Origin of the sequence: Tenacibaculum adriaticum, from assembly GCF_008124875.1 — a bacterium.
In the GTDB taxonomy this organism is placed as follows: domain Bacteria; phylum Bacteroidota; class Bacteroidia; order Flavobacteriales; family Flavobacteriaceae; genus Polaribacter; species Polaribacter adriaticus.
Genome location: NZ_VNIA01000001.1, coordinates 162999 through 188809 on the forward strand (window position 1 = coordinate 162999; position 25811 = coordinate 188809).

A 25811-nucleotide genomic window follows, 5' to 3' on the forward strand; every position below is an offset into this window, starting at 1 on the left:
ACTTAAAAAACATCATCATGAAAAAAAATATGGGAAATAATGATAGAGTTATTCGTATTCTTATTGCTTTAGTGTTTGCTATTTTATCTTATTTTAATGTAGTATCTGGAGTGTTAAGTGTTATTTTACTAGCACTTGCTGTTGTTTTATTAACTACGGGGTTATTTAATTTTTGTCCGTTGTACACTCTTTTAGGGATTAATACCTGCAAATTAAAAGAATAATTATTCAAATGACACAGTAGAAGTTTCTTTTCCAACAATCAAAGAAATTTTTCTACCCATAATTAATGCTCTATTATCTGGTTCATGACCTGCAGGGAAATCAAATAATACTGGAATGTCTTTCGGAAGAACATCTAAAATAAGCTCTTCAATTGAACTTCCCCAAGGTGTCGTGTTTTTCTTAATTTTAGACATATTACCAACAATAACACCCTTTAATTTCGTAAAATATCCCGCACGCTTAATGCTTTGTAACATTCTATCAATACTGTATTTGTATTCTCCTATTTCTTCAATAAACAAAATTTTTCCATCTGTAGAAATCTGACTTGAAGATCCTAACATAGAAGCTAAAATAGCAATATTTCCTCCTACTAATTCTCCTTCAATTTCTCCTTTTCTATTGTACTTTGAAGATTTTAAATTATATTTTAATTTATCACCAAACATCGCTTTTTTAAACGTTGCAATGGTTTCAACAATATCTTCAGGCTTGTCTTGCATACTTGTTCCCATCATCGCATGTAAAGTTTCTACACCAAGATTATTAACATGGTTATGAAAAGCCGTAATATCAGAATATCCAATTATCCACTTCGGATGTTGTTTAAACTTGGTAAAATCTAACTGATCTAAAACTCTAACAGAACCATAACCACCACGTGCGCTCCAAATCGCTTTAATATTAGGATTGTCTAACGCATCTTGAAAATCTTGACAACGTTGCTCATCCGTTCCTGCAAAATGATCATTTTGATTAAACAAATGTTTTCCATAAACCACTTTTAAGCCCCAACTTTCTGCTAACTTTTTAGCTTCATCAATAACGTCTTTTCGATTTTTTAAAATTCCTGCAGGTGCTACCATAGCAATAGTATCTCCTTTATGTAAATAAGGTGGTGTAATCAATTTCATCGATTTGTTTTGTGCGTTAGCTGATGAAAATATCATCAATAAAAAGAAAAAAACAATCTTGTTTTTATATATAATCTTCACGTTAAAAATGCTTTTTGTAAAAGTATCTATTTTCCTTCACTTTAAAAAACGAGTTATAAAGGGTTTTTGTACTTTTGTGAGGCAAAAAATTAAACGAATGAATTCACCACAAAGATATACCATTACCGCAGCATTACCTTATACTAACGGACCTATCCATATTGGTCATTTAGCGGGTGTATATGTTCCGGGAGATATTTATGCGCGTTTTTTACGTGCAACAGGTAACGATGTAGCCTACATTTGTGGGTCTGACGAACACGGAGTTGCTATTTCTATGAAAGCAAAAAAAGAAGGTATTACTCCGCAACAAGTTATCGATAAATACGATGGTATTATTAGACGATCTTTTCAAGATTTCGGAATTTCATTTGATAATTACTCAAGAACTTCACGAGAAATACATCATAAAACAGCGTCAGATTTCTTTTTGAAGCTATATAACGACGGGGAATTTATTGAAGAAGTTTCTGAACAATTATACGATGCTGAAGCAGATCAATTTTTAGCAGATCGATTCGTAATTGGAACATGCCCTAAATGTGGAAACGAAGAAAGTTATGGAGATCAATGTGAAAAATGTGGAACGAGCCATAACGCTACAGATTTAATTAACCCAAAATCTGCAATTACAGGAAATGTGCCTACTTTAAAGCAGACCAAACACTGGTTCTTACCGTTAGACAAACATGAAGCTTTTTTACGTGAATGGATTTTAAAAGATCATAAAAGCGATTGGAAAACAAATGTTTTAGGGCAATGTAAATCTTGGTTAGATGATGGTTTACGTCCAAGAGCCGTAACTCGTGATTTAGATTGGGGAATTCCAGTGCCTGTTGAAGGTGGAGAAGGAAAAGTATTATATGTTTGGTTTGATGCTCCTATCGGATATATTTCTGCGACCAAAGAATGGGCAGAACGCGAAGGTAAAAACTGGGAAGATTATTGGAAAAAAGAAGATACCAAGTTGGTACACTTCATTGGTAAAGATAATATCGTATTTCACTGTATTATTTTTCCCGCAATGTTAAAAGCACATGGAGACTATATTTTACCAGATAACGTGCCTGCTAACGAATTTTTAAATTTAGAAGGAAACAAATTATCAACGTCTAAAAATTGGGCGGTTTGGTTACACGAATATTTAGAAGATTTTCCTGGTCAGCAAGATGTGTTGCGTTATACGTTAACAGCAAATGCACCAGAAAATAAAGACAACGATTTTACTTGGAAAGATTTTCAAGCGAAAAACAACAATGAATTGGTAGCCATCTTCGGAAACTTTATCAATCGAGTGGTTGTTTTAACAAATAAATATTACAACGGGCAGGTACCACCTGCGGGGGATTTTTCTGAAGTAGATGAAGATGCTGTAGAACAATTAAAACAGTTTCCAGGAATTATTGCAAAATCTATTGAGCGTTATCGTTTCAGAGAAGCTTCTCAAGAATTAATGAATTTAGCGCGTTTAGGAAACAAGTATTTAGCGGACGAAGAGCCTTGGAAAGTAATTAAACAAGATGAAGAACGTGTAAAAACAATTATGAATGTAGCATTACAAATTGCCACAGCATTATCTGTTTTAAGTGAACCTTTTTTACCATTTACATCAGCAAAATTAAAATCAATGTTAAATGTTGATGAGAATCTTTCTTGGGAAGATGTTGCTGAAAAAGAAGTATTGTTACCAGTAAATCATCAAATAGGAAAAGCTGAATTACTATTTGCTAAAATTGAAGACAAAGAAATTGAGGCACAATTAGCAAAATTAGAAGCGACCAAACAAGCAAATGAAGCCGCTAATAAAATAGTAGAACCACAAAAAGAAACGATCGATTTTGAAGATTTCACCAAAATGGATATTCGTGTAGGAACTATTTTAGAAGCTGAAAAAGTTGCAAAAGCTAAAAAGTTATTACAATTAAAAGTTGATGTGGGTATCGATGTTAGAACGATTGTTTCTGGTATTGCAGAAAGCTTTAAACCAGAAGATATTATCGGACAACAAGTAACGGTTCTATGTAATTTAGCGCCAAGAAAAATTCGTGGCGTAGAAAGTCAAGGAATGATTCTAATGACAGACACACCTGATGGAAAATTAGCTTTTGTTGAACCTCAACAACCTATTAAAAACGGTTCGGAAATTAGTTAAATCCCTAAGTTTAAATAAATGCTAAAAAAAATATCGGTAGTATTAGCTTTTACATTATCATCATTAACTCTTGCTCAAGAAAAAATCGTTGAATTTGAAAATTTTCTAAAGACTAATGGTACATTTATAAAAGATGTTTTTCCAATTATAAATCACAAAAACCATGATATTTCAATATTTATAGCTGATGCTAAAAAAGTATATGGCTACAAATTGAATAACAATTTTAAACTTATAGGAAACCTATCTTCAGAAAAAAAAGAAGAAAGTATAAAACGATAATTGGTAATAGTATTTCGGATAATGGAGATTATAGAATATTTTTAACCAATAAAAGCAAAAATAAATTTTTAACTGTTAATTTTTCGTTTAACAATCAGACTACAACGTCAGAAGAATTTAAATTAAATCTTCTTGAAGAACAGTTTGTTCAAACCGTTTCAGTTAATAATAAATTTTATCTTATTTCAGTTACAAGTGATATAAGTGATTCTTATACTTATTCTAAAGATGCAAATGGTTATTTAAACATTTATTCTTTTGACGATAATGGTGCTTATAAAAGAAATAAAATCAACTTAACTGAACTAGAATTCATTTCTGATTATGGGGAAAAAACTACAGCTGAAAAGTTACTGACTTTCTCAAGAAAAGATATCAATAAAATTGATGCGTATATTCCTAATTCTATTGAAGTTGTCGCGGAAAGAGAGAAAATGTATGTTAGAGATAATTCAATTGTTTTTAGTTTTGACAACAATAATGAATTTACACAGGTTCTTACTATCAATTTAAATGATTTTTCAGCCAAAAGTAAAGCTTTTAAAAAACCAATGATAGACGTTAAACCGAATGATAAGAAATCTAACTCTTTTATAAACGGTAATCATATTTTTATCATAGCAAATAACAAAGAAAAACTAGTTTTAAACATAGTAAATTATAATAATAAGGAAATTTTAAAAAGTTACTCAATATTAAAAGACGAACCTATTACTTTTAAAAACACACCGATAATTCAAGAAGGAGGTTCGTACAATAATTATAGAGAACTAGAAAAGACTAAAAAATTTCTACGAAAAATAAATGTTAATGAAGTAGGTGTTTCTGTTAGGAAACTTAATGGAATATACCATTTAACTTTGGGTGGTTATACACTACAGAGTAATGGAGGTACAATGATGATGGGTGGATTTGGAGGATTGCCTATTACTTCTTTTGGTAATGTTTCCATTTTTTTTAATCCTGCTCAATTTGCTTATAATTCTATATCTAATACAAAATCAACTCGAATAGAATCTCTTTTTGATGAACATTTTAATCATATTGAAGGTGAAATTCAAGAGAATGCATTTGATAAGATAAAAAAAAATGAAAAAGAAATTCAAGACAATGTATTTAATTCTGATTCTGAAAAGGGGGGGACTATCTTCAAATACAAAGATTACTTTATTAAAGGAACCTATAATTATGAATCGAAAATTTACACCTTAAAAAAGTTTACCGATAATTAAACCATTACATAAGTGTATTAAAAACACACCGTTTACTATATTAGCAACCTCACTAAAAGTGAGGTTGTTTACTTTTTAAAACATATTTAAATGCAACTCAATAATTATATTTTACAACACGCACAGCTTTCATCAACATCAATTCAAAACACTATTGAATTATTAAATGAAGATTGTACCGTTCCTTTTATTGCTCGTTACCGTAAAGAAAAAACCGGGAATCTAGACGAAGTAGAAATCGGACTCATTGTAAAGTTAAAAGAGCAATTTGAAGCGCTTGAAAAGCGAAAATTAGCTATTTTAAAATCATTAGAAGAACAAGATGTATTAACTAATGAATTAAAAGAAAAGATTGAAAAAATACAAGATTTAACTTCTCTTGAGGATATTTATCTTCCTTATAAAAAGAAACGAAAAACGAAAGCGGAAACTGCTCGTGCTAACGGATTAGAGCCTTTGGCTAAAATCATTATGAGTCAACGCAATAATGATTTAGATACTGTTGCTTCAAAATACATAAACAAAGATATTAAAAACGAAAAAGAAGCTTTAGAAGGTGCTCTACATATTATTTCAGAATGGATTAGCGAACGTACAGATATTCGTAATTTAATACGAAGAGAACTCGAAAGGTTTTCAACCATCGTTACCAAAGTTGTAAAAACAAAAAAGGACGATGAAAAAGCACAAAAATTCAAAGATTATTTCGATTGGTCTGAGAATTTAAGCAGAATTCCATCACATCGTTTACTGGCTATTTTACGTGCCGAAAAAGAAGGTTTTATTCGTGTAAAAGTTGAAATTGATGATGAAAGAGTTCTCGAAAAAATAGATAGAAAACTTATTAAAAGCAATAACGAAAGCGGAGCAGAAGTTCAATTAGCTATTGATGATGCTTACAAACGTTTGTTATTACCATCATTAACCACTGAAGCTATGAATATAGCTAAAGAAAAAGCGGATGAATCTGCCATTGAGGTTTTTACTAAAAATTTAGAGCAGTTGCTATTGGGCTCACCATTAGGGGAAAAAAGAATTTTAGCACTAGATCCTGGCTTTAGAACAGGTTGTAAGGTGGTTTGTTTAAATAAACAAGGAGATTTATTGCACAACACTACTATTTTTCCTCATCCACCACAAAATCAAGTTTCAGAAGCCTCTCATACCATTGAACATTTAATCAAGAAATTCAATATTGAAGCTATTTCTATAGGAAACGGAACTGCCTCAAGAGAAACCGAACGTTTTGTAAAGAACATTCCGTTAGCTAAAACTATCGAAGTTTTTGTGGTTAACGAAGCTGGAGCATCCATTTATTCAGCTTCTCAAATAGCACGTGATGAATTTCCTGACTATGACGTTACTGTTCGTGGAGCAGTTTCTATTGGTAGACGATTAGCAGATCCTTTGGCTGAGTTGGTAAAAATTGACGCAAAATCGATTGGAGTTGGGCAATATCAGCACGATGTCGATCAATCTAAATTAAAAAAATCGTTAGATACCGTTGTTGAACATTGTGTGAACAAAGTAGGTGTAAACATCAATACCGCTAGTGCATCTTTGTTGAGTTACGTTTCTGGTATCGGATCTAAATTAGCTGAAAATATTGTGAATCATCGTAACGAAAATGGTGTTTTTAAAACTAGAAAAGACATTAAAAAAGTAGCACGTTTAGGTGGAAAAGCATTTGAACAATCCGCTGGATTTTTAAGAATTAAAAATGGTGAGAATCCGTTAGACGATTCAAGTGTACATCCTGAAAGTTATTCTTTGGTGAATAAAATTGCTAAAGATTTAGGTAAAAATACTGATGATTTAATTGGAAATTATAAAATTTTAAAAGAAATAAAATTACAGCAATATGTAACCAATTCTTTTGGGTTACCAACATTAAAAGATATTGTAAAAGAGCTAGAAAAACCTGGTTTAGATCCTCGTTCAAAAGCGAAGGCTTTTTCTTTTGATGAAACTATACAGACTATTAATGACATAAAAGTTGGTCAAATTCTTCCAGGAATTGTAAACAACATCACCAATTTTGGTTGTTTTGTGGATATCGGAATTAAAGAAAGTGGATTAATTCATATTTCTAATTTATCAGATACGTTTGTAAAAGATATTAACGAACATGTTAGCTTACAACAACAGGTAACTGTAAAAGTTTTAGAAGTTGATTTTGCGAGAAAACGAATTCAATTACAATTGATAAAAAAATAAAAAGCGGTATTTCTACCGCTTTTTTTATGCTGAATTTCTACTTGCGTTAATATTTCCGAATAATGAACGGGTAACCATTTTTTCAAATACCTCAACTTGTTGCATATCTTTTTCTGATTGCTTTTCAAATTCTTGTAACTTTCGTAATGCAAATTGTTGGATCGTCAATAATGGTAAAACGATAGATTCTCTTACTTCAATAGATGCTTTTCCTGCGGGTTCGTTTTCCATTAATTCTTTATACCCCGAAATTTTTAACAATAATCGTTTAGTTGTTTTATACTCTTCAAAAATAATAGTCCAAAAAGCACCAAACTCTTCATCATCTGCCATGTATTTGGTCAATTCAAAGAATGATTTGGTTAATGACATCATACTGTTTGCCAACAAAGTTCTAAAGAAACTCGAGTTTTTATAAAATGCCTCAACTCTATTCCATTCATTATTTTCTTCAAACGTTTTTAAAGCTGTTCCAACTCCAAAAAAACCTGGAACATTTTGCTTTAACTGACTCCATGAACCCACAAATGGAATTGCTCTTAAATCAGAAAAAATTAATTTATCAGATTTTGATCGTTTTGACGGACGACTTCCAATATTAGTTTTAGCATAGTATTTCAACGTACTCATTCGTTCTAAATACGGAACAAACATTGGGTGATTTTTAAAATCGCTATATTCCTTATAACTTATTTCTGCCAACTCATTCATCACGGTAACATCCTCTTTTGAAAGTCCTGAGTTTTTGCTGTATAAACTATTTGAAAGCCCTGAACTAATTAACTGCTCAAGGTTGTATTGTGCACTTTCATCAGTTCCGAAGTTAGAACTGATAGTTTGTCCTTGAATAGTTAATTGCACTTCTTTATCTTCAATTGTTGGACCTAAAGAAGCATAAAACTGATGTGTTTTTCCTCCTCCACGAGCAGGTGGACCACCACGACCATCAAAAAACACCACATCGACATCATATTTTCTTGACACCTCGGTTAATTGCTCTTTTGCTTTGAAAATTGCCCAATTCGCCATTAAATAACCACCATCTTTCGTTCCATCAGAAAAACCTAACATAATAGTTTGTTTGCTTCCTCTTTCAGTTAAATGTTTTCGATAATTTTTATTCAAATACAACTGTTCCATAACCGCAGGTGCATTTTGTAGGTCATTAACCGTTTCAAAAAGTGGAACAACATCTACCGTTAATTCATCATTGAAAGCAACTAGTTTTAACATAACAAATAACTGCATAACATTTAAAGCAGTTTGGTTGTTACTAATCACATATCGATTCGCTCCTTTTTCTCCATTTTGTTGCTGAATTTCTTTTACTATTTCAATGGTTTTTAGTGTGTTGTAAACCAATTCATCATCTTTGGTAATATCAATATTTATAGAATCATTTACTTCTGATAAAATTTGAACCTGTTCATCTTCTGATAATTCATGATAATTTTTTGGGAAGATGTCCAATCCATTTTCCAAAGTTTTATCGACTAACGTAGTGAATACTTTGTGGTGAATTCTACTGTCTTGACGAATATCTAATGTTGCAAAATAAAAACCGAAAAGTTTAATTCTATTCAATAAACTATTAATCTCATTTAAATACAATGATTGATGCTTATCAATAATTATATCTTTAATACTTTCAAGTTCTTTTGTTAAGTAATCAAGTTGAATATTATGTAATTCATCTTCATCAACACTGCTTTTATAAACAAGTTTATCTAAGTGTTCAATCTTGTCAGCAACCTCTTTAAAAGTGATTTTCCTTTTAAGTTTTCTAATATCTCTGTAATAAGACTTAAGAATTGTTTGTTTCAATCTTTTAGCTACTTTTTGTGTAGTTGAAGGTAATACAAACGGATTCCCATCTCTGTCTCCTCCAGGCCAAAATCCGATGTTGATAATCTCATTATTAATAGCATCATTATCGAAAATATTTTGCTGGATATAATCGTAAATTTTCCCGAAGGAATCATAGAAAACATTTTCTAAATACCAAACTAAACTCACAGCTTCATCATACGGAGTTGGTTTCTGTCGTTTAAAAAATGGCGTTTTCCCTAACTGTGCCAACAACGTATTTATAGTATTTAAATCATTTTCTCTAACTGCTTTTGTTAGATCAGTAATAATTCCCAATACGCTACCTGGATAAAACTGAGTTGGGTGTGCGGTAAGCACAATTCGTACTTTGAACTCTTCTAAGTATCTTTTTAACTCATCAAACTTATCTTCTTGAGCCGCAGTTTCTTTTAAGCTTCTTAAAGTACCGATTCCGTCCATATTATTTATTAATGAAAAACCAGCATCTTCAATAGCATCAAACAAAACGACTTGACGTTCTATATATTGAATAAATCTAAAAAGCAAGTTGATTTTATCTTCATCTGAACTTTTATTTAAATACTTTTCAAAAAAAGTTTCTACGATGGTTGATGGATTTTTTCCTTCTTGAAATCCTTGTTCACAAACATCGTGAAACAAAGGAAGTAATACTCCTGTTTTAGATATTCTATCGAAAGGTAAAGTCATAAATATACTGTTGTATATTTGATATCTTGACAAGATATTTTCTTTAAACCGAACCAATTTAGGTTGTATTGACATAGTTAGCTATTTATTTTTATAAATATACTAAAGAAATAAAAAAGGCTTGCTTATGCAAACCTTTAATTTTAGATATGTAATTTACTGTTTATTTCCCAACATTAATAATTCATTACAAACCACTTCTGTAACATATCGTTTGTTTCCTTCTTTATCTTCATACGAACGAGAAGTTAATTTTCCCTCAATCATTACTTCGCTTCCTTTATCAAGATAGTTTTCTATAATTTCTGCTGTTTTGTTCCATGCAACAATATTATGCCATTGTGTATCTGTAACTTTTTCTCCTTTCGAGTTTTTATAAGTTTCATTGGTTGCTATCGAAAATTTTGCTAGTTTTTTTCCAGAATCTAACGTGATAATCTCTGGCATGTTTCCTAAATTTCCAATTAACTGTACTTTGTTTTTTAGTGCGTTCATAATATTTTATTTTATTCGTTAAACAGTTAAGACTTGCCATTCATTTGAATTGACACTGCAAAGATGAAACAGCAAACAAATATTAACTGGTTGTTAAACACTTGTTTTCGTTTGTAAATGAATGTAAACGAATAATTTCATATCTTTATAAGATGGAATTTATAATTGAAAAGGCATTAGAAATTTTAAAACAAACACCAAAAACACTGTCCTGTTTATTAGAAAACCTTTCTGATGATTGGGTTTTATCTAATGAAGGAATAGACACTTGGTCTCCTTATGATATTGTTGGACATTTAATTCATGGTGAAAAAACGGATTGGATTCCAAGACTAAATATCATTTTATACGAGGACAACAAAAGATTCACTCCTTTTGATAGATTTGCTCAGTTTGAATCTTCCCAAGGGAAAAATATAAAAGAATTGCTCTCAGAATTTAAACATCTACGAAGCAGTAATATTGATTATTTACAATCGTTGAATCTACCTAATGAACAATTAAATCTTACTGGAATACATCCTGAATTTGGTGATGTTACAATTCGAGAATTATTATCAACTTGGGTAACTCATGATTTAGGTCACATAGCACAAATATCGAGAGTAATGGCTAAACAATATAAAGAAGAGGTTGGTCCTTGGACAGCCTATGTTTCAATTTTAAATAAATAATAATGCAATTTTATTTAGAAACAGAACGCTTAATTTTAAGGGAACTACTAGAAACGGACATTGATGGAATATTTGAGCTCGACTCAAACCCTGAAGTGCATAAATATTTAGGTAACAACCCTATAAAAACCAAAAAAAAGGCAGAAGAAATTATAACTTTTGTAAGAAATCAATATAAAGAATTAGGTATTGGCAGATTTGCTTGTATTGAAAAGTCTACTGGGGAGTTTATAGGTTGGTCTGGATTAAAATTAAATACAGGTAAAAAAGAAGGATTAAATGGTTTTACTGATTTTATTGATATTGGTTATCGCTTAATTCCTCGTTTTTGGGGTAAAGGCTATGCTTCTGAATCTGCTTTTGCAACTTTAAATTTCGGTTTTACTAAAATGAACTATGAAACTATTTATGGTGCGGCTGAAATTGAAAATATTGGTTCTAATAAAATCTTACAAAAAATTGGCTTACAATTTCAAAATGAATTTATATATGATGATGTAAAAGTGAATTGGTATAGACTAACTAGAGAAGATTATGGAAAGTAAAAAATGTTTAGAATGTGGTGAAAAAGTAATTGGCAGAATTGATAAAAAATTCTGCTCTGATTATTGTAGAAATGCCTACAACAATAAAGTAAACAAAGAGAGTAAAAATTTAATTAGAAACACCAACAACCGCTTAAGAAAAAACTATAAAGTTTTAACGGAGTTGAACACTACAGGTAAAACAAAAACCACCAGAAGAAAATTATTCGACCGTGGTTTTGATTTTCATTTTTTCACCTCAATATACACCACAAAAACGGGCAACACCTATTATTATGTGTATGATCAAGGATATTTACCTTTAGAAAATGAAATGTATTTGTTAATTAAAAAGGAGTAACTATTTCCAGTTATTTCCTTTTAATTTCATTGCTGCTTTTAACACATCTTTCTGACTTATCTGACCAACTAACTTACCATTTTCAACAATGGGAAATCTCCTTCTTTTCGATTGTAAAAATTTATTAGCTGCATCGAAGATATTCATATTTCCATCAATAGTTTCAACTTGTTTTACCATTGCTTTTTCAACTGTACTATTTTTATCAATTGGTAAATTATAATATCTACTTTCAGAAATCTGCTTCATACAATCTCCTTCAGATATAATTCCGATTAATTCATTTTTATCATTTACAACAGGTCCACCAGAAATTCTATTTGTTATTAAAGTATCTATAACATCCTCAATAGGTTGTTCCGCTTTAAAAGTGATTAACTTTTTAGTCATATAATCAGAAACTAAAATTGGTTCACTAGATTTTGGTGTTGTGTTAGTTCTTTTTCCTTGAAAACTTTTAATTGCCATAACATAAGATTTTGAAATGTACTAAATTTACTGATTTTTAGTGAGTTACAGAAGATAGTTGAATGATTTTATTTTTTTACATTTAAACAACCAAAAAAAACCATGAAAACACCAAACAAACTCCTTACGCTTATCATTATCTTGATAACTATTTATGGGAGTTTTTCTTCTATACTTCCTCGGTATAAAACAGAAAATAAAAGCTTAGAAAAAACGGAATTTTCAGTTAACAAAGCGCTATTACACTTAAAAAATATTTCTCAAAAAGCACATTATACAGGAAGTGAGGAACATAAAGTTGTTAAAAATTACTTGTTTGATGAACTTAAAAAACTAGGGCTAGAACCAGAAATTCAAGTGAAAACTGCTTTTAATAAAAAATGGATTGCTGGTACTACAGTTGAAAATATTATTGCTACTATAAAAGGAGAATCAAGCGAAAAATCATTATTGTTACTATCTCATTACGATAGCAATCCACATTCTGCAATTGGATCTGCGGATGCTGGATCTGGAATCGTAACTATTTTAGAAGGGATCAGAGTATTTTTAGAAAAGAACAAAACTCCTAAAAATGATATTGTTATTTTATTTTCTGATGCTGAAGAATTAGGTTTATTGGGTGCAGAAGCTTTTGTACAACATCATCCTTTAGCAAAAAACGTTGGGTTAGTTTTAAATTTTGAAGCAAGAGGTAGTGGCGGACCAAGTTATATGTTAATGGAAACCAACGGAAAAAACAGTAAGCTTTTAACTGAATTTTTAAAAGCTCAGCCACATTATCCAGCGGCAAATTCTTTAATGTATAGCGTTTATAAAATGCTACCTAATGATACAGATTTAACCGTTTTTAGAGAAAAAAATAACATCAACGGGTTTAACTTTGCTTTTATCGGCAATCATTTTGATTACCACACAGCACAAGACAACTATGATAGATTAGACAGATCTAGCTTACTACATCAAATAGATTATTTTACAACAACACTTAATTATTTTTCGAATGCAGATTTAACAAATCTTAATAGTACCGAAGATTATGTGTATGTAAATTTTCCGCTAATGAAGTTATTAATCTATCCTTTTTCATGGATTGGTATTTTATTAATTGTAGCAACAATTGTATTGTTAATAATTATTTACTTCGGATTAAAAAAAGGAAAACTTACCATTCCTGGAATGTTTAAAGGATTTGTTCCTTTTTTAAGTTCCTTGCTTTTATGTGGTATAATTTCATATTTTCTATGGAAATTATTAGTAATTATTCATCCACAGTATCAAGATATGCTACATGGTTTCACCTACAATGGTTACCAATATATAGCTACTTTTATTTTTCTAAATCTTTGGATTTTAATAAAAACATACAACCAATTTAAAAATGAAAAAACAATTGATTTATTAATTGCTCCTATTGTAATTTGGTTATTAATTAATTTAGTAATCTATCAATATTTACAAGGAGCAGGATTTTTTATCATTCCAGTATTTATAGCTCTTTTAATATTGTCAATTCAGCTTTTCACCAATTTAAAGAAAAGAAATCAACCCATCTTATTTGCATTTTTATCTGTTCCCACTTTGTATATTTTTGCTCCTTTAATTAAAATGTTTCCTGTAGGATTAGGCTTAAAAAATCTTTTCATTTCTGGTATTCTGCTCGCTTTAATTTTTGGTTTATTACTTCCAGCATTTCATCAACAAAAAAAGATAATCCCGTGGCAAAAATTCGTTGGTTTTTTAACTATTTTACTATTTGCTATTACAACTTTTAATAGTGGCTTTTCAATTGATAAAAAGAGACCTAATAGTTTAGTGTATATACAAAATGAAGATAGTAAAACATCCTATTGGGGAACCTATAACAAAACTTTAGATAGTTACACTTCTCAAATTTTTGATAACAATTATCAAAAAGGGAGTATTCCTAATGCGGAAACCAAAAGCAAGTACAATACACATTTTAAATATCATAAAAAAACAGATTATAAAGATGTTAGAACCTCTTTAATTACTGTTGAACTAGATACCATTATAAATAATGACCGTCATTTAAAACTAACATTATTACCCCAACGAAAAATAAACAAATTTGAATTATTTAATAATTCTTCTATTACTATAAAAAGCTTAACGGCTAACAATACTTCACTTTACGACGATGCTGATCTTGAAAAAGGGACTTTATTAATTTATCACATGGCAAATTCAGACAAAGAGTTAAAAATATCTTTAGTTTTTAATGAAAAAGATAAACCTAGTTTTACCGTCAATGAAATCTCTTACGATTTACTATCGCATCCTAAGTTTAATTTATTGCCAAGGAGTGATGCTATGATGCCCATGCCTTTTGTTACTAATGATGCTATTATTTGTACTAAAACAATAAATTTATAAAAGAAAAAGCACAGCATAAGCTGTGCTTTTTCTTTTATAATATAATTTTTTGGAATTAATCTATTTGAGAAACGCGTAAGGTGTTCACCATCCCTTTTTCATCTACTGGCATAGAACTAAGGTTAATTACAAAATCACCAGACTTTACAAATCCTTTTTCTACAATTATTTCGTTAATATCTTTTACTGTATCATCGGTATTTAATTCTCTGTCATAATAAAAAGCACGAACTCCCCACAATAGATTTAATTTTCCTAAAATTCTTTTCTCAGATGAAAAAGCAATTACATGCGATTTAGGTCTCCATGCAGAAATTTGAAACGCTGTATACCCACTGTTAGTTAATGTTGAAATAGCCGAAGCTTTCATATCATCTGCCATTTGAGCAGCATGATGACAAACAGATTTCGTTATAAAACGGTTCGTACGAATATGTGGTGGCTCATGTGGCACTTTAATTAAAGTAGAAAACTCAACACTTCCAATAATTTCTGTCATTTTCTGAATCACTTTTATTGGGTGTTTTCCCACTGATGTTTCACCTGATAGCATAACTGCATCAGCACCATCCATAATTGAGTTAGCTACATCATTCACCTCAGCACGTGTTGGTACTGCATTTTCAATCATCGTCTCCATCATTTGTGTAGCAATAATTACAGGTATTCTTGCTTTTTTAGCTCTTTGTACCAACATTTTTTGAATAAGTGGTACATCTTGCATCGGTATTTCTACCCCTAAATCTCCACGAGCAACCATTAATCCATCACAATAAGGAATTAAAGCATCAATATTTTCTACTGCTTCTGGTTTTTCAATTTTAGCAATTACAGGTACTCTATAACGTGAATTTTGTTTAATGATGTCACGCAACATTCGTAAATCTTCTGGATTTCTAACAAAAGAAAGTGCTACCCAATCGACTTCTTGTTCTAACGCAAAAATAACATCCTTTTTATCTTTCTCTGTTAGTGCTGGTAATGATATATTCGTATTTGGTAGGTTAACTCCTTTTTTTGACTTCAAAGCTCCACCAACAACAACTTTAGTTTTTACTTCTTTTTGTTTATCTGTAGAAACAACTTCAAACTGCAATTTACCATCATCTACTAAAATGTTTTCTCCTGGTTTTACATCTTTAGGAAAACGTTGGTAGGTCATAAAAGCTTTATCTTTTGTACCAACACACTTTTCTGTAGTAAATATAAACGTTTCTCCTGCTTTTACCTCCACTTCATCTTCCATAATTCCTACACGTAATTTTGGCCCTTGTAAATCAGCTAAAATTGCTACATTATAACCTTTTTCTTCATTAATCTCTCTAATTTGCTGAATCCGTTCTTTTACAATATCGTAATCAGCGTGAGAAAAATTTACTCTAAATACATTTACTCCAGCTGCTGCCATTTCCGTTAAAATTTGTTTAGTATTGGTTGCAGGGCCTAGAGTGGCAACTATCTTCGTTTTTTTGTTATGAGGCATAGGTTAAAAAATTAAAAATTCTTTAGATTTTAATGTGTTTGTGTCAATTATGTATGAGGTGATTATTTGTGGAATCTGATTTATTTTTTCAATAGATTTTACTATATATTCAAATTCAACATCTCCTTCTAATTTCAGGAAATAATCTACTCTTTTTTTTTCGGGCACTAAAAAGGTACGAGTTTCACTTTCGCTAAAAAGACCTGTGGTTATAGATTTGCTTATGGATTTATATACATTCCCTATTATAAACCAATCGTAATCTAACTTTTTATTTGTGTACTCATAAACCGAATAAAAAGAATTGTTATTTTTATTTTCGAAGTCTAAATCGTAAGACGCTCTTTTAAAATTAACTCCTAAATGTTTATTTAATAAAAAAGCTAATCGATAATCTTCTAATGTCGAATGGATACCTATTAAATGGTAATCATAACTAGAAAAATCATCAATTTCTAACGAATATAACTGCATAAAAATTTACATTTCTTCTCATGCTAAGTTACTGAATGTATTAATAATTTTAAATGAAATTAACGAAAACGTTTTCGGCTTTATGTTAAGAATTAGTGATTTGATTTTGAAAAGTAAAATACACTCTTTTTGCAGCCATTTCTTCTGCTTTCTTTTTTGATGTAGATCTTCCTTTAGCTATTTTTTGTCCATCAATAGTAATACGAACGCTAAAATGTTTTTTAGTTTGATTTCCTGTGTCTTCATAACTTTCAAAGTTATATTTCTTTTTAGTTTTTTGACACCATTCAATTATCAACCCTTTATAACTAGAAATCTTTCCTTCTAATCTTTCAATATCCACATAAGGAGTTATTACTTGATCATAAATAAATTGATGACAATAATTATAACCTCTATCTAAATAAATGGCACCTACTAAAGCTTCAAAAATATTACCATGAATATTATCTCCAACTTGATCTCTGGAAACATTACTTCTTACAAATCGAATTAAATCTAAATCTTTACCAAGTTTATTTAAATTCTCACGACTAACAACTTTAGATCGCATTTGAGTTAAATATCCTTCATCTCCTTTTGGTGATTCTTTATAAAGATAAGAAGCTATTACCGATCCTAAAATAGCATCACCTAAAAACTCTAATCGCTCGTAGTTAATAGGTTTTCCAGTTTTATCTGTCATTTTTAAAGAGCGATGTGTAAACGCCTTTTTATAATGATTTAGTACAACTGGTTTAAAATTTAATAAATCTTTAAGGTCATAGTAGAAGTCTTCGTCTTCTTTAGTTTTTGGCCGAACTATTTTACGAAGAAAATTCATACTTACATTAGTCTAATTTTTTAAAGACAACACAAGCATTATGTCCACCAAAACCAAATGTATTACTCATCGCTACTTTAATATCTCTCTTCTGAGCCTTATTTAAAGTTAAATTCAACTCCGGATTAATATTTTCATCCACCACAGAATGGTTTATTGTTGGAGGAACAATTCCGTGTTTCATTGCTAAAATAGTCGCAATCGCTTCTATTCCTCCAGCAGCACCTAATAAGTGCCCTGTCATAGATTTTGTAGAATTGATATTGATATTTTTAGCATGATCACCAAAAACTTCAGATATCGCCTTTAATTCAGCTACATCACCTAGCGGTGTTGAAGTTCCGTGAGTATTAATATGATCTACTTCTTCTGGTTGAAGCCCAGCATTTTGAAGACAATTTTTCATAACTGCAATTACCCCAACTCCTTCAGGATGTGGCGCAGTCATGTGGTATGCGTCCGATGATAATCCACCACCTAAAACTTCTGCATAAATTTTTGCTCCACGTGCTTTAGCATGTTCGTATTCTTCAAAAACCAATGCACCAGAACCTTCTCCTAAAACAAAACCGTCTCGCTCTGCGTCAAAAGGTTTTGAAGCAGTTTTTAGATTTTCATTATTGGTAGATAAGGCGTGCATTGCATTAAAACCTCCCATACCTGCTATAGTAACTGCGGCTTCAGAGCCACCAGTTACAACAACATCACAATGTCCTAAACGAATGTAGTTTAAGGCATCTATCATAGCGTTTGCTGCAGATGCACAAGCAGATACTGTAGTGTAATTAGGCCCCATAAATCCATTTTTAATAGATATATTTCCTGGAGCAATATCTGCAATCATTTTAGGAATAAAGAAAGGGTTGAATTTTGGTGTTCCATCTCCAGAAGCAAATTCTAATACTTCATTCTGAAAAGTTTCTAAACCACCAATACCTGCTCCCCAAATTACTCCTACTCGAAGTTTATCAACTTCTTCTAGGTTTAACTTAGCATCTGCGATTGCTTCATCAGAAGCTACCATTGCATATTGCGTAAACCTATCCATTTTACGCGCCTCTTTTCTATTAATGAAATCGGTCGCGTTAAAATTTTTCAACTCACATGCGAAACGAGTTTTGAACTTGGCAGCATCAAAATACGTAATAGGTGCTGCTCCGCTAACTCCGTTAACCAAACCGTTCCAATACTCTTCAATATTATTTCCTATTGGCGTTAATGCGCCAAGTCCAGTGACTACAACTCGTTTTAATTGCATATAATTCTTACTTTTTTGCTTCTTCTATATAGCTAACTGCTTGACCAACTGTTCCGATGTTCTCTGCTTGATCGTCTGGAATTTGAATATCAAATTCTTTTTCGAACTCCATGATTAACTCAACAGTGTCTAAAGAATCTGCTCCTAAATCATTTGTGAAGCTAGCTTCGTTAGTTACTTCGTTATCGTCTACTCCTAATTTATCAACGATAATAGCTTTTACTCTTGATGCAATGTCTGACATAATTTTCTAATTTTTAAATTTAAAATCGGGGCAAAAATACAAATCTTACGTTTTAATTCTAATTTTTCCTCAAAAATGTGAAGTCTAAATTAAAAAAATCTTTTGTTATAGACGACACGTTGTTAATATTTATTCTTTTTTTTGCAGTAACAACACAATTAATATAAAAATGAAACGTATTGTAATTTTTGCTTCGGGCTCTGGTACCAATGCCGAAAATATTATTAAGTATTTTCAATTTACCCAAACTGCTATTGTTACTCGTGTCCTGTCTAACAACGAACGTGCCAAAGTTTTTGACCGGTGTAAGGGGTTAAAAATAAGCTTTTTACATTTTAAAAAAGACTCTTTTTCTACTTCAGACGAAATATTAAATTTACTAAAAAAAGAAGCCGACTACATTGTTTTGGCGGGTTTTTTATGGAAAGTTCCTAGTAAAATTGTAACTGCTTTTCCTAATAAAATAATTAATATTCATCCTGCACTTTTACCAAAATATGGTGGAAAAGGAATGTATGGAATGCATGTTCATAAAGCTGTAAAAGAAAATAATGAAAAAGAAACTGGTATTACAATCCATTATGTAAATGAAAAATATGATGAAGGAGCAATCATTTTTCAAGAAAAAATAGCTATTTCTTCGGAAGATACTCCAGAAATAATTGCGCAAAAAGTACATTTATTAGAATATAAGTATTTTCCGAAAGTAATTGAAGAGGTTATTTTAAAAAATGAGTAAACAAAAAAAATATTACGTTGTTTGGAAAGGAAAAAAAACAGGTGTTTTTACTTCTTGGGATGTTTGTAAAAAACAAATAACTGGATTTGAAGGCGCACAATACAAATCTTTTGCAGACAAAGCTGAAGCCGAAAAAGCGTTTACCAAAAGCTATAACGATTATAAAGGTAAAAACACTAAAAAAACTATCCTTTCTGCTACTGAAAAAGCACAATACGGAAGTCCTATTTTAAAAAGTTTAGCTGTAGATGCTGCTTGTTCAGGTAACCCTGGAAAGCTAGAATATCGAGGCGTATTAACCGATTCTAAAAAGCAAGTTTTTATCCAAGGTCCGTTTGAAAAAGGCACTAATAATATTGGTGAATTCTTAGCTTTGGTACACGGTTTAGCCTTATTAAAAAGTAAAAACCTACCAGATTTCCCTATTTATTCGGATTCTAAAATTGCAATGAGCTGGGTAAAAAAGAAACAATGTAGAACCAATCTTGAGTTCTCTTCTAAAAACAAAGTGCTCCTTGATTTAATAAAACGTGCCGAAAAATGGTTACAAGAGAACACTTATAAAAATCCAATTTTAAAGTGGGAAACCAAAGCTTGGGGTGAAATTCCTGCAGATTTTGGCAGAAAATAAATTATTCTTTTATAAAACTCATTAACAAATCAACCAATGGTTTTAATTCCGCTGGCGGATGACCATCATCAAAAGTGGATGAAATATACTCTTTACCCCCCTGTTTAACAGTAACTGTTGCATGCAATGCTCCGTCGTGTAGTCTTTCTTTAGTAGGCGCCTCTAAATCTTTCATCTCTTCCAAAGTAATTTTACTAATTATCTCATTTAGTTTTTTTAAATTTTCTGAAGATATTGTTACTATTTTTTGTTTTTGGTTTGTAGCATATGATAGTTGATTACCAACAACTATTAATTTTTTAGAACTCCCTCGCGTCATTGCTTCGTAAGTAACATCAGTTTTTTGCGATGCACAACTCATCATCAATAATAAAAAAGTAAATGTTAAAAGTCCTTTCATTTGAATATATTTTTTCTAAAAATACAACATAATAGATTAATTTTACAAGAATGTTTGCACTAATAGATTGTAATAATTTTTACGCGTCTTGCGAACGGGTGTTTAATCCGAATTTGCAAGGTAAACCCATCGCTATTTTAAGTAATAACGACGGGTGTGTTATCTCGTTAAGTGACGAAGCTAAAGCCTTACAACTACCTTTTGGTGCTCCTATTTTTAAGTGGGATCAATTTTGTAAAGAAAAAAATATTCAAGTACTTTCTTCAAATTATCCTTTATACGGAGATATGAGTGAACGTGTTATGAAAATTATTTCACAATTTTCCCCTGATATCGAAGTATATTCTATCGACGAGGCTTTTTTACAATTTAGAGGGTTTGAAAGTTTTAATTTAGATGAATACGGACATCAAATTAGAAATCGTGTTTTACAGTGGACTGGGATTCCTACTTGTGTAGGTGTTGCTACCACAAAAGGATTAAGTAAAGTTGCAAACAAAATTGCTCGAAAATTTCCAAAAGAAACTGGTGGTGTTTACGTGATTGATTCCGAAGAAAAAAGAATTAAAGCATTGCAATGGACACCCATTGAAAATGTGTGGGGAATTGGTTATCGACTACAAAAGAAGCTCAAAGCAAAAGGTTGCATAAAAGCATATGATTTCACGCAGTTAAATAGTGAGTGGGTACGAAAAAATTTCTCTATTACACTTTGGAAATTACAGCAAGATCTCTTAGGAAATTCAGCCATTGAGTTAGACGAATCAATCACCAAAAAAGCCATTGCGACCACACGAAGTTTTGAATACACGTATTCTGATATTGATAATATTAAAGAACGTGTTGCTACATTTGCTATAAGTTGCGCTGAAAAATTACGCAAACAAAAAAGTAGTTGCCATATGCTCATCGTAACTTTGAGTAGCGACCGACATAAAAAAGAGCTAGCCCAACACTGCGCAAACAAAACAATAATTTTTCCATACCCAACAAACTCTTCGTTAGCCATTAGCAAAAGTGCTATTGAAGCGGTAAAAAGTATTTACAAAAACGGCATTAAATACAAACGCGCAGGTGTTATCGTTACAGGTTTGGTGCCCGAAGATAATTTTCAGTTGAATATGTTTATCCATGAAAATCCAAAGCATAAACCCTTAATGAATGCGATTGATCATATCAACAAAAAATATAAAGCTGATAAAATTAAATTAGGAAGTCAGGATTTAGAACGCACTTGGAAAATGCGCCAAGAAAGGTTATCTCCAAAATACACCACTAATATTAAAGATATAATTAAGGTAATATGAGTATACAATCACAAAGCTTAACTTTTTTTAGTCCGAAAACCTCAAAAAGCGAAGGCGCTATCTTTTTTGATTCTGGAATTTCTGCTGGATTTCCTTCTCCTGCTGATGACTTTAAAGAAACTCGAATTTCTTTAGATGAAGAGCTAATTCAAAATAAGGAAGCTACATTTTTTGCTAGAGTTAGTGGGCAATCTATGATTGGCGCAGGTTTAGATGATAATGATTTGCTGGTAATCGATAGAAGTATTGAACCTACTAATAATAAAATTGCCGTTTGTTTTTTAGACGGAGAATTTACCGTAAAACGCTTACGTGTTGAAGGAGAAAATGTGTGGCTACAACCAGAAAATCCCGATTATCCTATCATCAAAATTACAGAAGAAAATAATTTTGTTATTTGGGGCATTGTAACCAACGTAATTAAAAGGGTGTAAATTTTTATATTTCAAGAAAAAAACTACTTTTATCAAAACTAAAAACTATATCTATGGAAAATACATTTAATGACAAAGTACTATTATCTGCTGGCACCGATATTGAACGAATAGAATTTTACAAAAAGACTTACACACATGTTGCTGGTGGTGTATTACTATTTATAATTTTTGAATATTTGTTCTTACAAAGTAATTCTATTGTAGAATTTGCCTTATCAATGACACAAGGTTATAAATGGTTATTATTATTAGGAGGGTTTATGTTTATCACCAATTATGCAGAAAGTACCGCCTTAAAATCATCTGATAAAAACTTACAATACTTGGCTTATGCAGGTTATATTTTTGCTGAAGCTTTTATTTTTATTCCATTGATTTATATGGCAATTTCATATACTGGGAATTTTGATTTAATTCAGCAAGCAGGAATTGTAACACTTACTTTATTTGCAGGATTATCTGCTGTTGTATTTGTAACTAAAAAGGACTTTTCTTTTTTACGCGCAGGATTAACTGTTGGAGGTTTTATTGCTATTGGTTTAATTATAGCGGGTATCTTATTCGGTTTTAATTTAGGACTTTGGTTCTCAGTCGGAATGTGTGTTTTAGCTGCAGGCTCAATTTTATACCAAACATCTAATTTAATACATAAATTTTCTACTGATGATTATATTCCTGCTGCTTTAGGATTATTTGCGTCATTAATGTTATTATTTTGGTACGTATTACAAATCTTTATGTCTAGAGACTAAACATCCTCTTTTATCATATAAAAAAGCGACCTTTTAGGTCGCTTTTTATTTTAATCTTATTTTTCACAAAGCTAACTCAGCATCATTTTTGCTTTTTTAACAGCCTCTACTAGTATATCAATTTCTTCTTTTGTATTATAAAATGCAAAAGACGCTCGAACTGTTCCCGGTATTTTATAAAAATTCATAATAGGTTGAGCACAATGATGCCCTGTACGAACTGCAATTCCTAATTTATCTAAAATTGAACCAATATCATACGGGTGAATTCCTTCTATATTAAATGATATTACAGACGCTTTTCTTGTTGTACCGTAAATTTTTAGACCTTCTATTTCTAACAATTTTTCTGTTCCGTAGGCCAATAACTCATTTTCCTGCTTTGCTATATTCTCAAAACCAATAGAATTCATATAATCAATCGCTACACCAAAAGCAATTCCACCACAAATATTTGGGGTTCCTGCTTCGAATTTATGAGGTAAACCTGCATACGTTGTTTTTTCGAACGTTACGGTTTCTATCATTTCTCCTCCCCCTTGATATGGCGGAAGTTTTTCTAACAACTCACTTTTTCCATATAAAATTCCCACACCTGTTGGTCCACACATTTTATGTGCAGAAGCAACATAAAAATCAACATCTAACTCTTGAACGTCTGGTTTAATGTGCGGACACGCTTGCGCCCCATCTACTAAAACATATGCTCCAAATTTATGTGCTCTATGTATAATCGCCTCTATAGGGTTTATAGTTCCCAAAGCATTTGACACATGATTACAAAACACCAATTTCGTTTTATTACTTAACATTTGATCAAACAAATCTAATCGCAAAGAACCATCTTCATCCATCGGTAACACACGTAGAACAGCTCCTGTTTTTTCGCACATCATTTGCCAAGGAACAATATTAGAATGATGTTCTAAAGCAGATACAATTACCTCATCTCCTTTTTTTAAGATTGATGAAAAACCAGACGAAACTATATTAATACTCTCAGTGGTTCCTGAAGTAAGAATAATCTCATATGAATGCTTCGCATTAAAATGTTTTTGAATTTTAATACGTGCTTCTTCATATTTATCTGTTGCCTCTTGACTTAAAGTATGCACACCACGATGAATATTAGCGTTGTAATTACTATAATAATCTACAATTGCATCAATTACCACTTGCGGCGTTTGGGAAGTAGCTCCGTTATCAAAATAGACCAAAGGTTTTCCGTGAACTTTTCGTTTTAAAATAGGAAAGTCGGCACGAATTTTATCAATAGTAAACATATAAAAATCAAATTTGAAACAAAGGTAGTGCTTGCTTTCCAAACCAACAATCAATCAATTAAATTCTTACATTTGTTACAAACCAAACATCTATGAAATTCTTACAACGGAGCTTACTATTAGTTTTTACTTTACTAATTTTAATTGTTTTTTTTAATTATCCCAAACTTAACATTATCGCAGGATACTCTGCAAAAAGCACAGCTTCTTCAGTTTTTTTAGCCAATAGAAGTTTAGAATTTACCGATACTACAGATAATGATTTTTCTCCAATCAATTTAGCTTTAGATGCTGTTAATGAAAAGGAAAAGTCCGCAACCTCTTCTGCTTTTGGTTTACTTACCAGAAAGGCTATTTATAGAGAAGGTTTAGGAAGCGTTTTAATTACCGATAATTTTAATCCTAAAAACACTCCTTTAGTCCCAAAAAGAAGTAAACCGAATAATGAAACTCCGTTCCCTTACGGTAATGCAACACCTAAAGACAGTGTTTTTGCTAATATAGACTACTCTTTACTAAACAACACTGTAAGCTCAATGTTTAACGATACCAACAAAACAAGAGCAGTTGTAGTGATGTATAAAGACAAAATTATTGCCGAAAAATATGATGCAGGTTTTGATGAAAAATCACGTTTATTAGGGTGGTCGATGACTAAAAGCATTACTGGTACTTTATTTGGTATTTTACAATGTCAAGGAAAAATAGATGTTCGAGCAAAAGCTCCAATAAAAGAATGGCTAAACGATGATCGCAAAAACATAACTATTCATAATTTATTACAGATGAATAGTGGTTTAAAATGGGATGAAGATTATAATTCAATCTCGGATGCCACAAAAATGCTTTTTCTCGAAGAGGATATGACTAAAATTCAAATTAAAAAACCTCTTATAGGCAAACCAAATGAAACTTGGAATTACTCTTCAGGAACTACTAACCTATTATCTGGAATTTTAAGGCAACAATTTAAAACTCATCAAGAGTATTTAGATTTTTGGTACACCCATTTAATTGATAGAATAGGTATGAATTCTATGATTATAGAAACTGATTTAAGTGGTAATTATGTAGGTTCTTCTTATGCTTGGGCCACTGCAAGAGATTGGGCTAAATTAGGGCTATTATACTTACACAATGGAAACTGGAATGGCGATAATTTATTTGACGAGGACTGGGTTAAATATGCTACCACACCTACTCCTACTTCAGACGGTTGGTACGGAGCTCAAATCTGGTTAAATGAAGGAAATCGTTATCCTGATGCACCTAAAAACATGTATTCATTTAACGGCTATCAAGGACAAAATGTGTTTATTTTACCAGATCAAGATTTGGTTATTGTTCGCTTAGGTCTCACTAAAAATGCTGATATTAATGTTTTTATAAGTGAAATATTACAATCTATAAACTAAAAATC

General features: G+C 31.2%; 26 protein-coding genes. 15 read left to right on the forward strand and 11 right to left on the reverse strand.

The genetic code is table 11. The features are described 5' to 3' along the window. The first annotated feature begins 17 nt into the window (after positions 1-17). Positions 18-224 carry a YgaP family membrane protein gene (locus C7447_RS00840; protein ID WP_148868287.1) on the forward strand — a complete coding sequence of 69 codons (207 nt, stop codon included), beginning with the start codon at positions 18-20 and terminating at the stop codon, positions 222-224. Here the strand turns inward: C7447_RS00840 and C7447_RS00845 are convergent, their stop codons facing one another. Then, entirely contained in the window at positions 225-1211 is a 987-nt protein-coding gene (locus C7447_RS00845; RefSeq protein WP_394343753.1) for a S66 peptidase family protein, read from the reverse strand. A gap of 106 nt (positions 1212-1317) precedes the next feature. Here C7447_RS00845 and metG point away from each other — a divergent pair, with 106 nt between their 5' ends. From metG to C7447_RS00865, 4 genes are all read left to right on the forward strand, one after another. Then, on the forward strand, positions 1318-3372 hold the full coding sequence (metG, locus tag C7447_RS00850) for a methionine--tRNA ligase (protein WP_148868288.1): 2055 nt from the start codon (positions 1318-1320) through the stop codon (positions 3370-3372). 18 nt (positions 3373-3390) lie between these two features. Beyond that, a complete protein-coding gene (locus tag C7447_RS00855; protein ID WP_148868289.1) occupies positions 3391-3654 on the forward strand; it encodes a hypothetical protein in 264 nt (87 codons plus the stop codon). A gap of 434 nt (positions 3655-4088) precedes the next feature. After that, positions 4089-4886 carry a hypothetical protein gene (locus tag C7447_RS00860; protein ID WP_148868290.1) on the forward strand — a complete coding sequence of 266 codons (798 nt, stop codon included), beginning with the start codon at positions 4089-4091 and terminating at the stop codon, positions 4884-4886. A gap of 90 nt (positions 4887-4976) precedes the next feature. Then, positions 4977-7103 (forward strand): Tex family protein, encoded by a 2127-nt coding sequence (locus tag C7447_RS00865; RefSeq protein WP_148868291.1) that lies wholly within the window; start codon positions 4977-4979, stop codon positions 7101-7103. A 24-nt stretch (positions 7104-7127) separates the two neighbouring features. On the opposite strand, the gene C7447_RS00870 is transcribed toward C7447_RS00865, so the two are convergent. Both C7447_RS00870 and C7447_RS00875 read right to left on the reverse strand, forming a co-directional pair. Next, positions 7128-9716, reverse strand: coding sequence for a phosphoenolpyruvate carboxylase (locus C7447_RS00870; protein WP_148868292.1), 2589 nt, complete (start codon positions 9714-9716; stop codon positions 7128-7130). Between the two features lie 81 nt (positions 9717-9797). Continuing rightward, positions 9798-10136: a single-stranded DNA-binding protein gene (locus C7447_RS00875; RefSeq protein ID WP_148868293.1), complete on the reverse strand. Its 339-nt coding sequence runs from the start codon at positions 10134-10136 to the stop codon at positions 9798-9800. Positions 10137-10288: 152 nt separating this feature from the next. Between C7447_RS00875 and C7447_RS00880 the strand changes: the two genes are divergently transcribed. Genes C7447_RS00880 through C7447_RS00890 form a run of 3 tightly spaced genes read left to right on the forward strand, consistent with a single transcriptional unit; the run spans position 10289 to position 11695 of the window. Beyond that, the gene (locus C7447_RS00880; RefSeq protein WP_148868294.1) at positions 10289-10810 is read left to right on the forward strand and encodes a DinB family protein; all 522 of its coding nucleotides are present in this window, start codon (positions 10289-10291) and stop codon (positions 10808-10810) included. 2 nt (positions 10811-10812) lie between these two features. Further along, on the forward strand, positions 10813-11355 hold the full coding sequence (locus C7447_RS00885; protein ID WP_148868295.1) for a GNAT family N-acetyltransferase: 543 nt from the start codon (positions 10813-10815) through the stop codon (positions 11353-11355). Continuing rightward, complete coding sequence (locus C7447_RS00890) at positions 11345-11695, forward strand: hypothetical protein (RefSeq protein WP_148868296.1); 351 nt, start codon at positions 11345-11347, stop codon at positions 11693-11695. The genes C7447_RS00885 and C7447_RS00890 overlap by 11 nt, the downstream gene beginning before the upstream one ends. Here the strand turns inward: C7447_RS00890 and C7447_RS00895 are convergent, their stop codons facing one another. Next, positions 11696-12163 carry a CBS domain-containing protein gene (locus C7447_RS00895; RefSeq protein WP_148868297.1) on the reverse strand — a complete coding sequence of 156 codons (468 nt, stop codon included), beginning with the start codon at positions 12161-12163 and terminating at the stop codon, positions 11696-11698. It lies immediately after the preceding gene. Between the two features lie 102 nt (positions 12164-12265). Between C7447_RS00895 and C7447_RS00900 the strand changes: the two genes are divergently transcribed. Next, the gene (locus C7447_RS00900) at positions 12266-14560 is read left to right on the forward strand and encodes a M20/M25/M40 family metallo-hydrolase (protein WP_148868298.1); all 2295 of its coding nucleotides are present in this window, start codon (positions 12266-12268) and stop codon (positions 14558-14560) included. A gap of 55 nt (positions 14561-14615) precedes the next feature. On the opposite strand, the gene pyk is transcribed toward C7447_RS00900, so the two are convergent. From pyk to C7447_RS00925, 5 genes are all read right to left on the reverse strand, one after another. Beyond that, a complete protein-coding gene (pyk, locus tag C7447_RS00905; RefSeq protein WP_148868299.1) occupies positions 14616-16043 on the reverse strand; it encodes a pyruvate kinase in 1428 nt (475 codons plus the stop codon). A gap of 3 nt (positions 16044-16046) precedes the next feature. Continuing rightward, positions 16047-16517, reverse strand: a complete 471-nt coding sequence (locus C7447_RS00910; protein ID WP_148868300.1) for an IPExxxVDY family protein — start codon at positions 16515-16517, stop codon at positions 16047-16049. 85 nt (positions 16518-16602) lie between these two features. Then, complete coding sequence (rnc, locus tag C7447_RS00915) at positions 16603-17340, reverse strand: ribonuclease III (RefSeq protein ID WP_148868301.1); 738 nt, start codon at positions 17338-17340, stop codon at positions 16603-16605. Positions 17341-17347: 7 nt separating this feature from the next. Beyond that, a complete protein-coding gene (gene fabF / locus C7447_RS00920; protein WP_148868302.1) occupies positions 17348-18598 on the reverse strand; it encodes a beta-ketoacyl-ACP synthase II in 1251 nt (416 codons plus the stop codon). A 7-nt stretch (positions 18599-18605) separates the two neighbouring features. Continuing rightward, positions 18606-18842 (reverse strand): acyl carrier protein, encoded by a 237-nt coding sequence (locus tag C7447_RS00925; protein WP_068702406.1) that lies wholly within the window; start codon positions 18840-18842, stop codon positions 18606-18608. 169 nt (positions 18843-19011) lie between these two features. Here C7447_RS00925 and purN point away from each other — a divergent pair, with 169 nt between their 5' ends. Then, on the forward strand, positions 19012-19581 hold the full coding sequence (purN, locus tag C7447_RS00930) for a phosphoribosylglycinamide formyltransferase (protein ID WP_148868303.1): 570 nt from the start codon (positions 19012-19014) through the stop codon (positions 19579-19581). Beyond that, positions 19574-20212 carry a ribonuclease H1 domain-containing protein gene (locus tag C7447_RS00935; protein ID WP_148868304.1) on the forward strand — a complete coding sequence of 213 codons (639 nt, stop codon included), beginning with the start codon at positions 19574-19576 and terminating at the stop codon, positions 20210-20212. The genes purN and C7447_RS00935 overlap by 8 nt, the downstream gene beginning before the upstream one ends. Position 20213: 1 nt before the next feature. Here the strand turns inward: C7447_RS00935 and C7447_RS00940 are convergent, their stop codons facing one another. After that, complete coding sequence (locus tag C7447_RS00940; protein WP_148868305.1) at positions 20214-20612, reverse strand: hypothetical protein; 399 nt, start codon at positions 20610-20612, stop codon at positions 20214-20216. Positions 20613-20662: 50 nt separating this feature from the next. Between C7447_RS00940 and C7447_RS00945 the strand changes: the two genes are divergently transcribed. Genes C7447_RS00945 through C7447_RS00955 form a run of 3 tightly spaced genes read left to right on the forward strand, consistent with a single transcriptional unit; the run spans position 20663 to position 23108 of the window. After that, complete coding sequence (locus C7447_RS00945) at positions 20663-21919, forward strand: Y-family DNA polymerase (protein WP_148868306.1); 1257 nt, start codon at positions 20663-20665, stop codon at positions 21917-21919. Further along, positions 21916-22353 carry a LexA family protein gene (locus C7447_RS00950; protein WP_148868307.1) on the forward strand — a complete coding sequence of 146 codons (438 nt, stop codon included), beginning with the start codon at positions 21916-21918 and terminating at the stop codon, positions 22351-22353. Before C7447_RS00945 ends, C7447_RS00950 begins: the two co-directional genes overlap by 4 nt. Before the next feature lie 53 nt (positions 22354-22406). Continuing rightward, complete coding sequence (locus C7447_RS00955; RefSeq protein WP_148868308.1) at positions 22407-23108, forward strand: Bax inhibitor-1/YccA family protein; 702 nt, start codon at positions 22407-22409, stop codon at positions 23106-23108. Between the two features lie 71 nt (positions 23109-23179). On the opposite strand, the gene C7447_RS00960 is transcribed toward C7447_RS00955, so the two are convergent. Further along, the gene (locus tag C7447_RS00960) at positions 23180-24391 is read right to left on the reverse strand and encodes an aminotransferase class V-fold PLP-dependent enzyme (protein WP_148868309.1); all 1212 of its coding nucleotides are present in this window, start codon (positions 24389-24391) and stop codon (positions 23180-23182) included. Between the two features lie 92 nt (positions 24392-24483). On the opposite strand from C7447_RS00960, the gene C7447_RS00965 reads away from it, so the two are divergent. Continuing rightward, the gene (locus C7447_RS00965; protein WP_148868310.1) at positions 24484-25806 is read left to right on the forward strand and encodes a serine hydrolase domain-containing protein; all 1323 of its coding nucleotides are present in this window, start codon (positions 24484-24486) and stop codon (positions 25804-25806) included. Positions 25807-25811 lie beyond the last annotated feature (5 nt).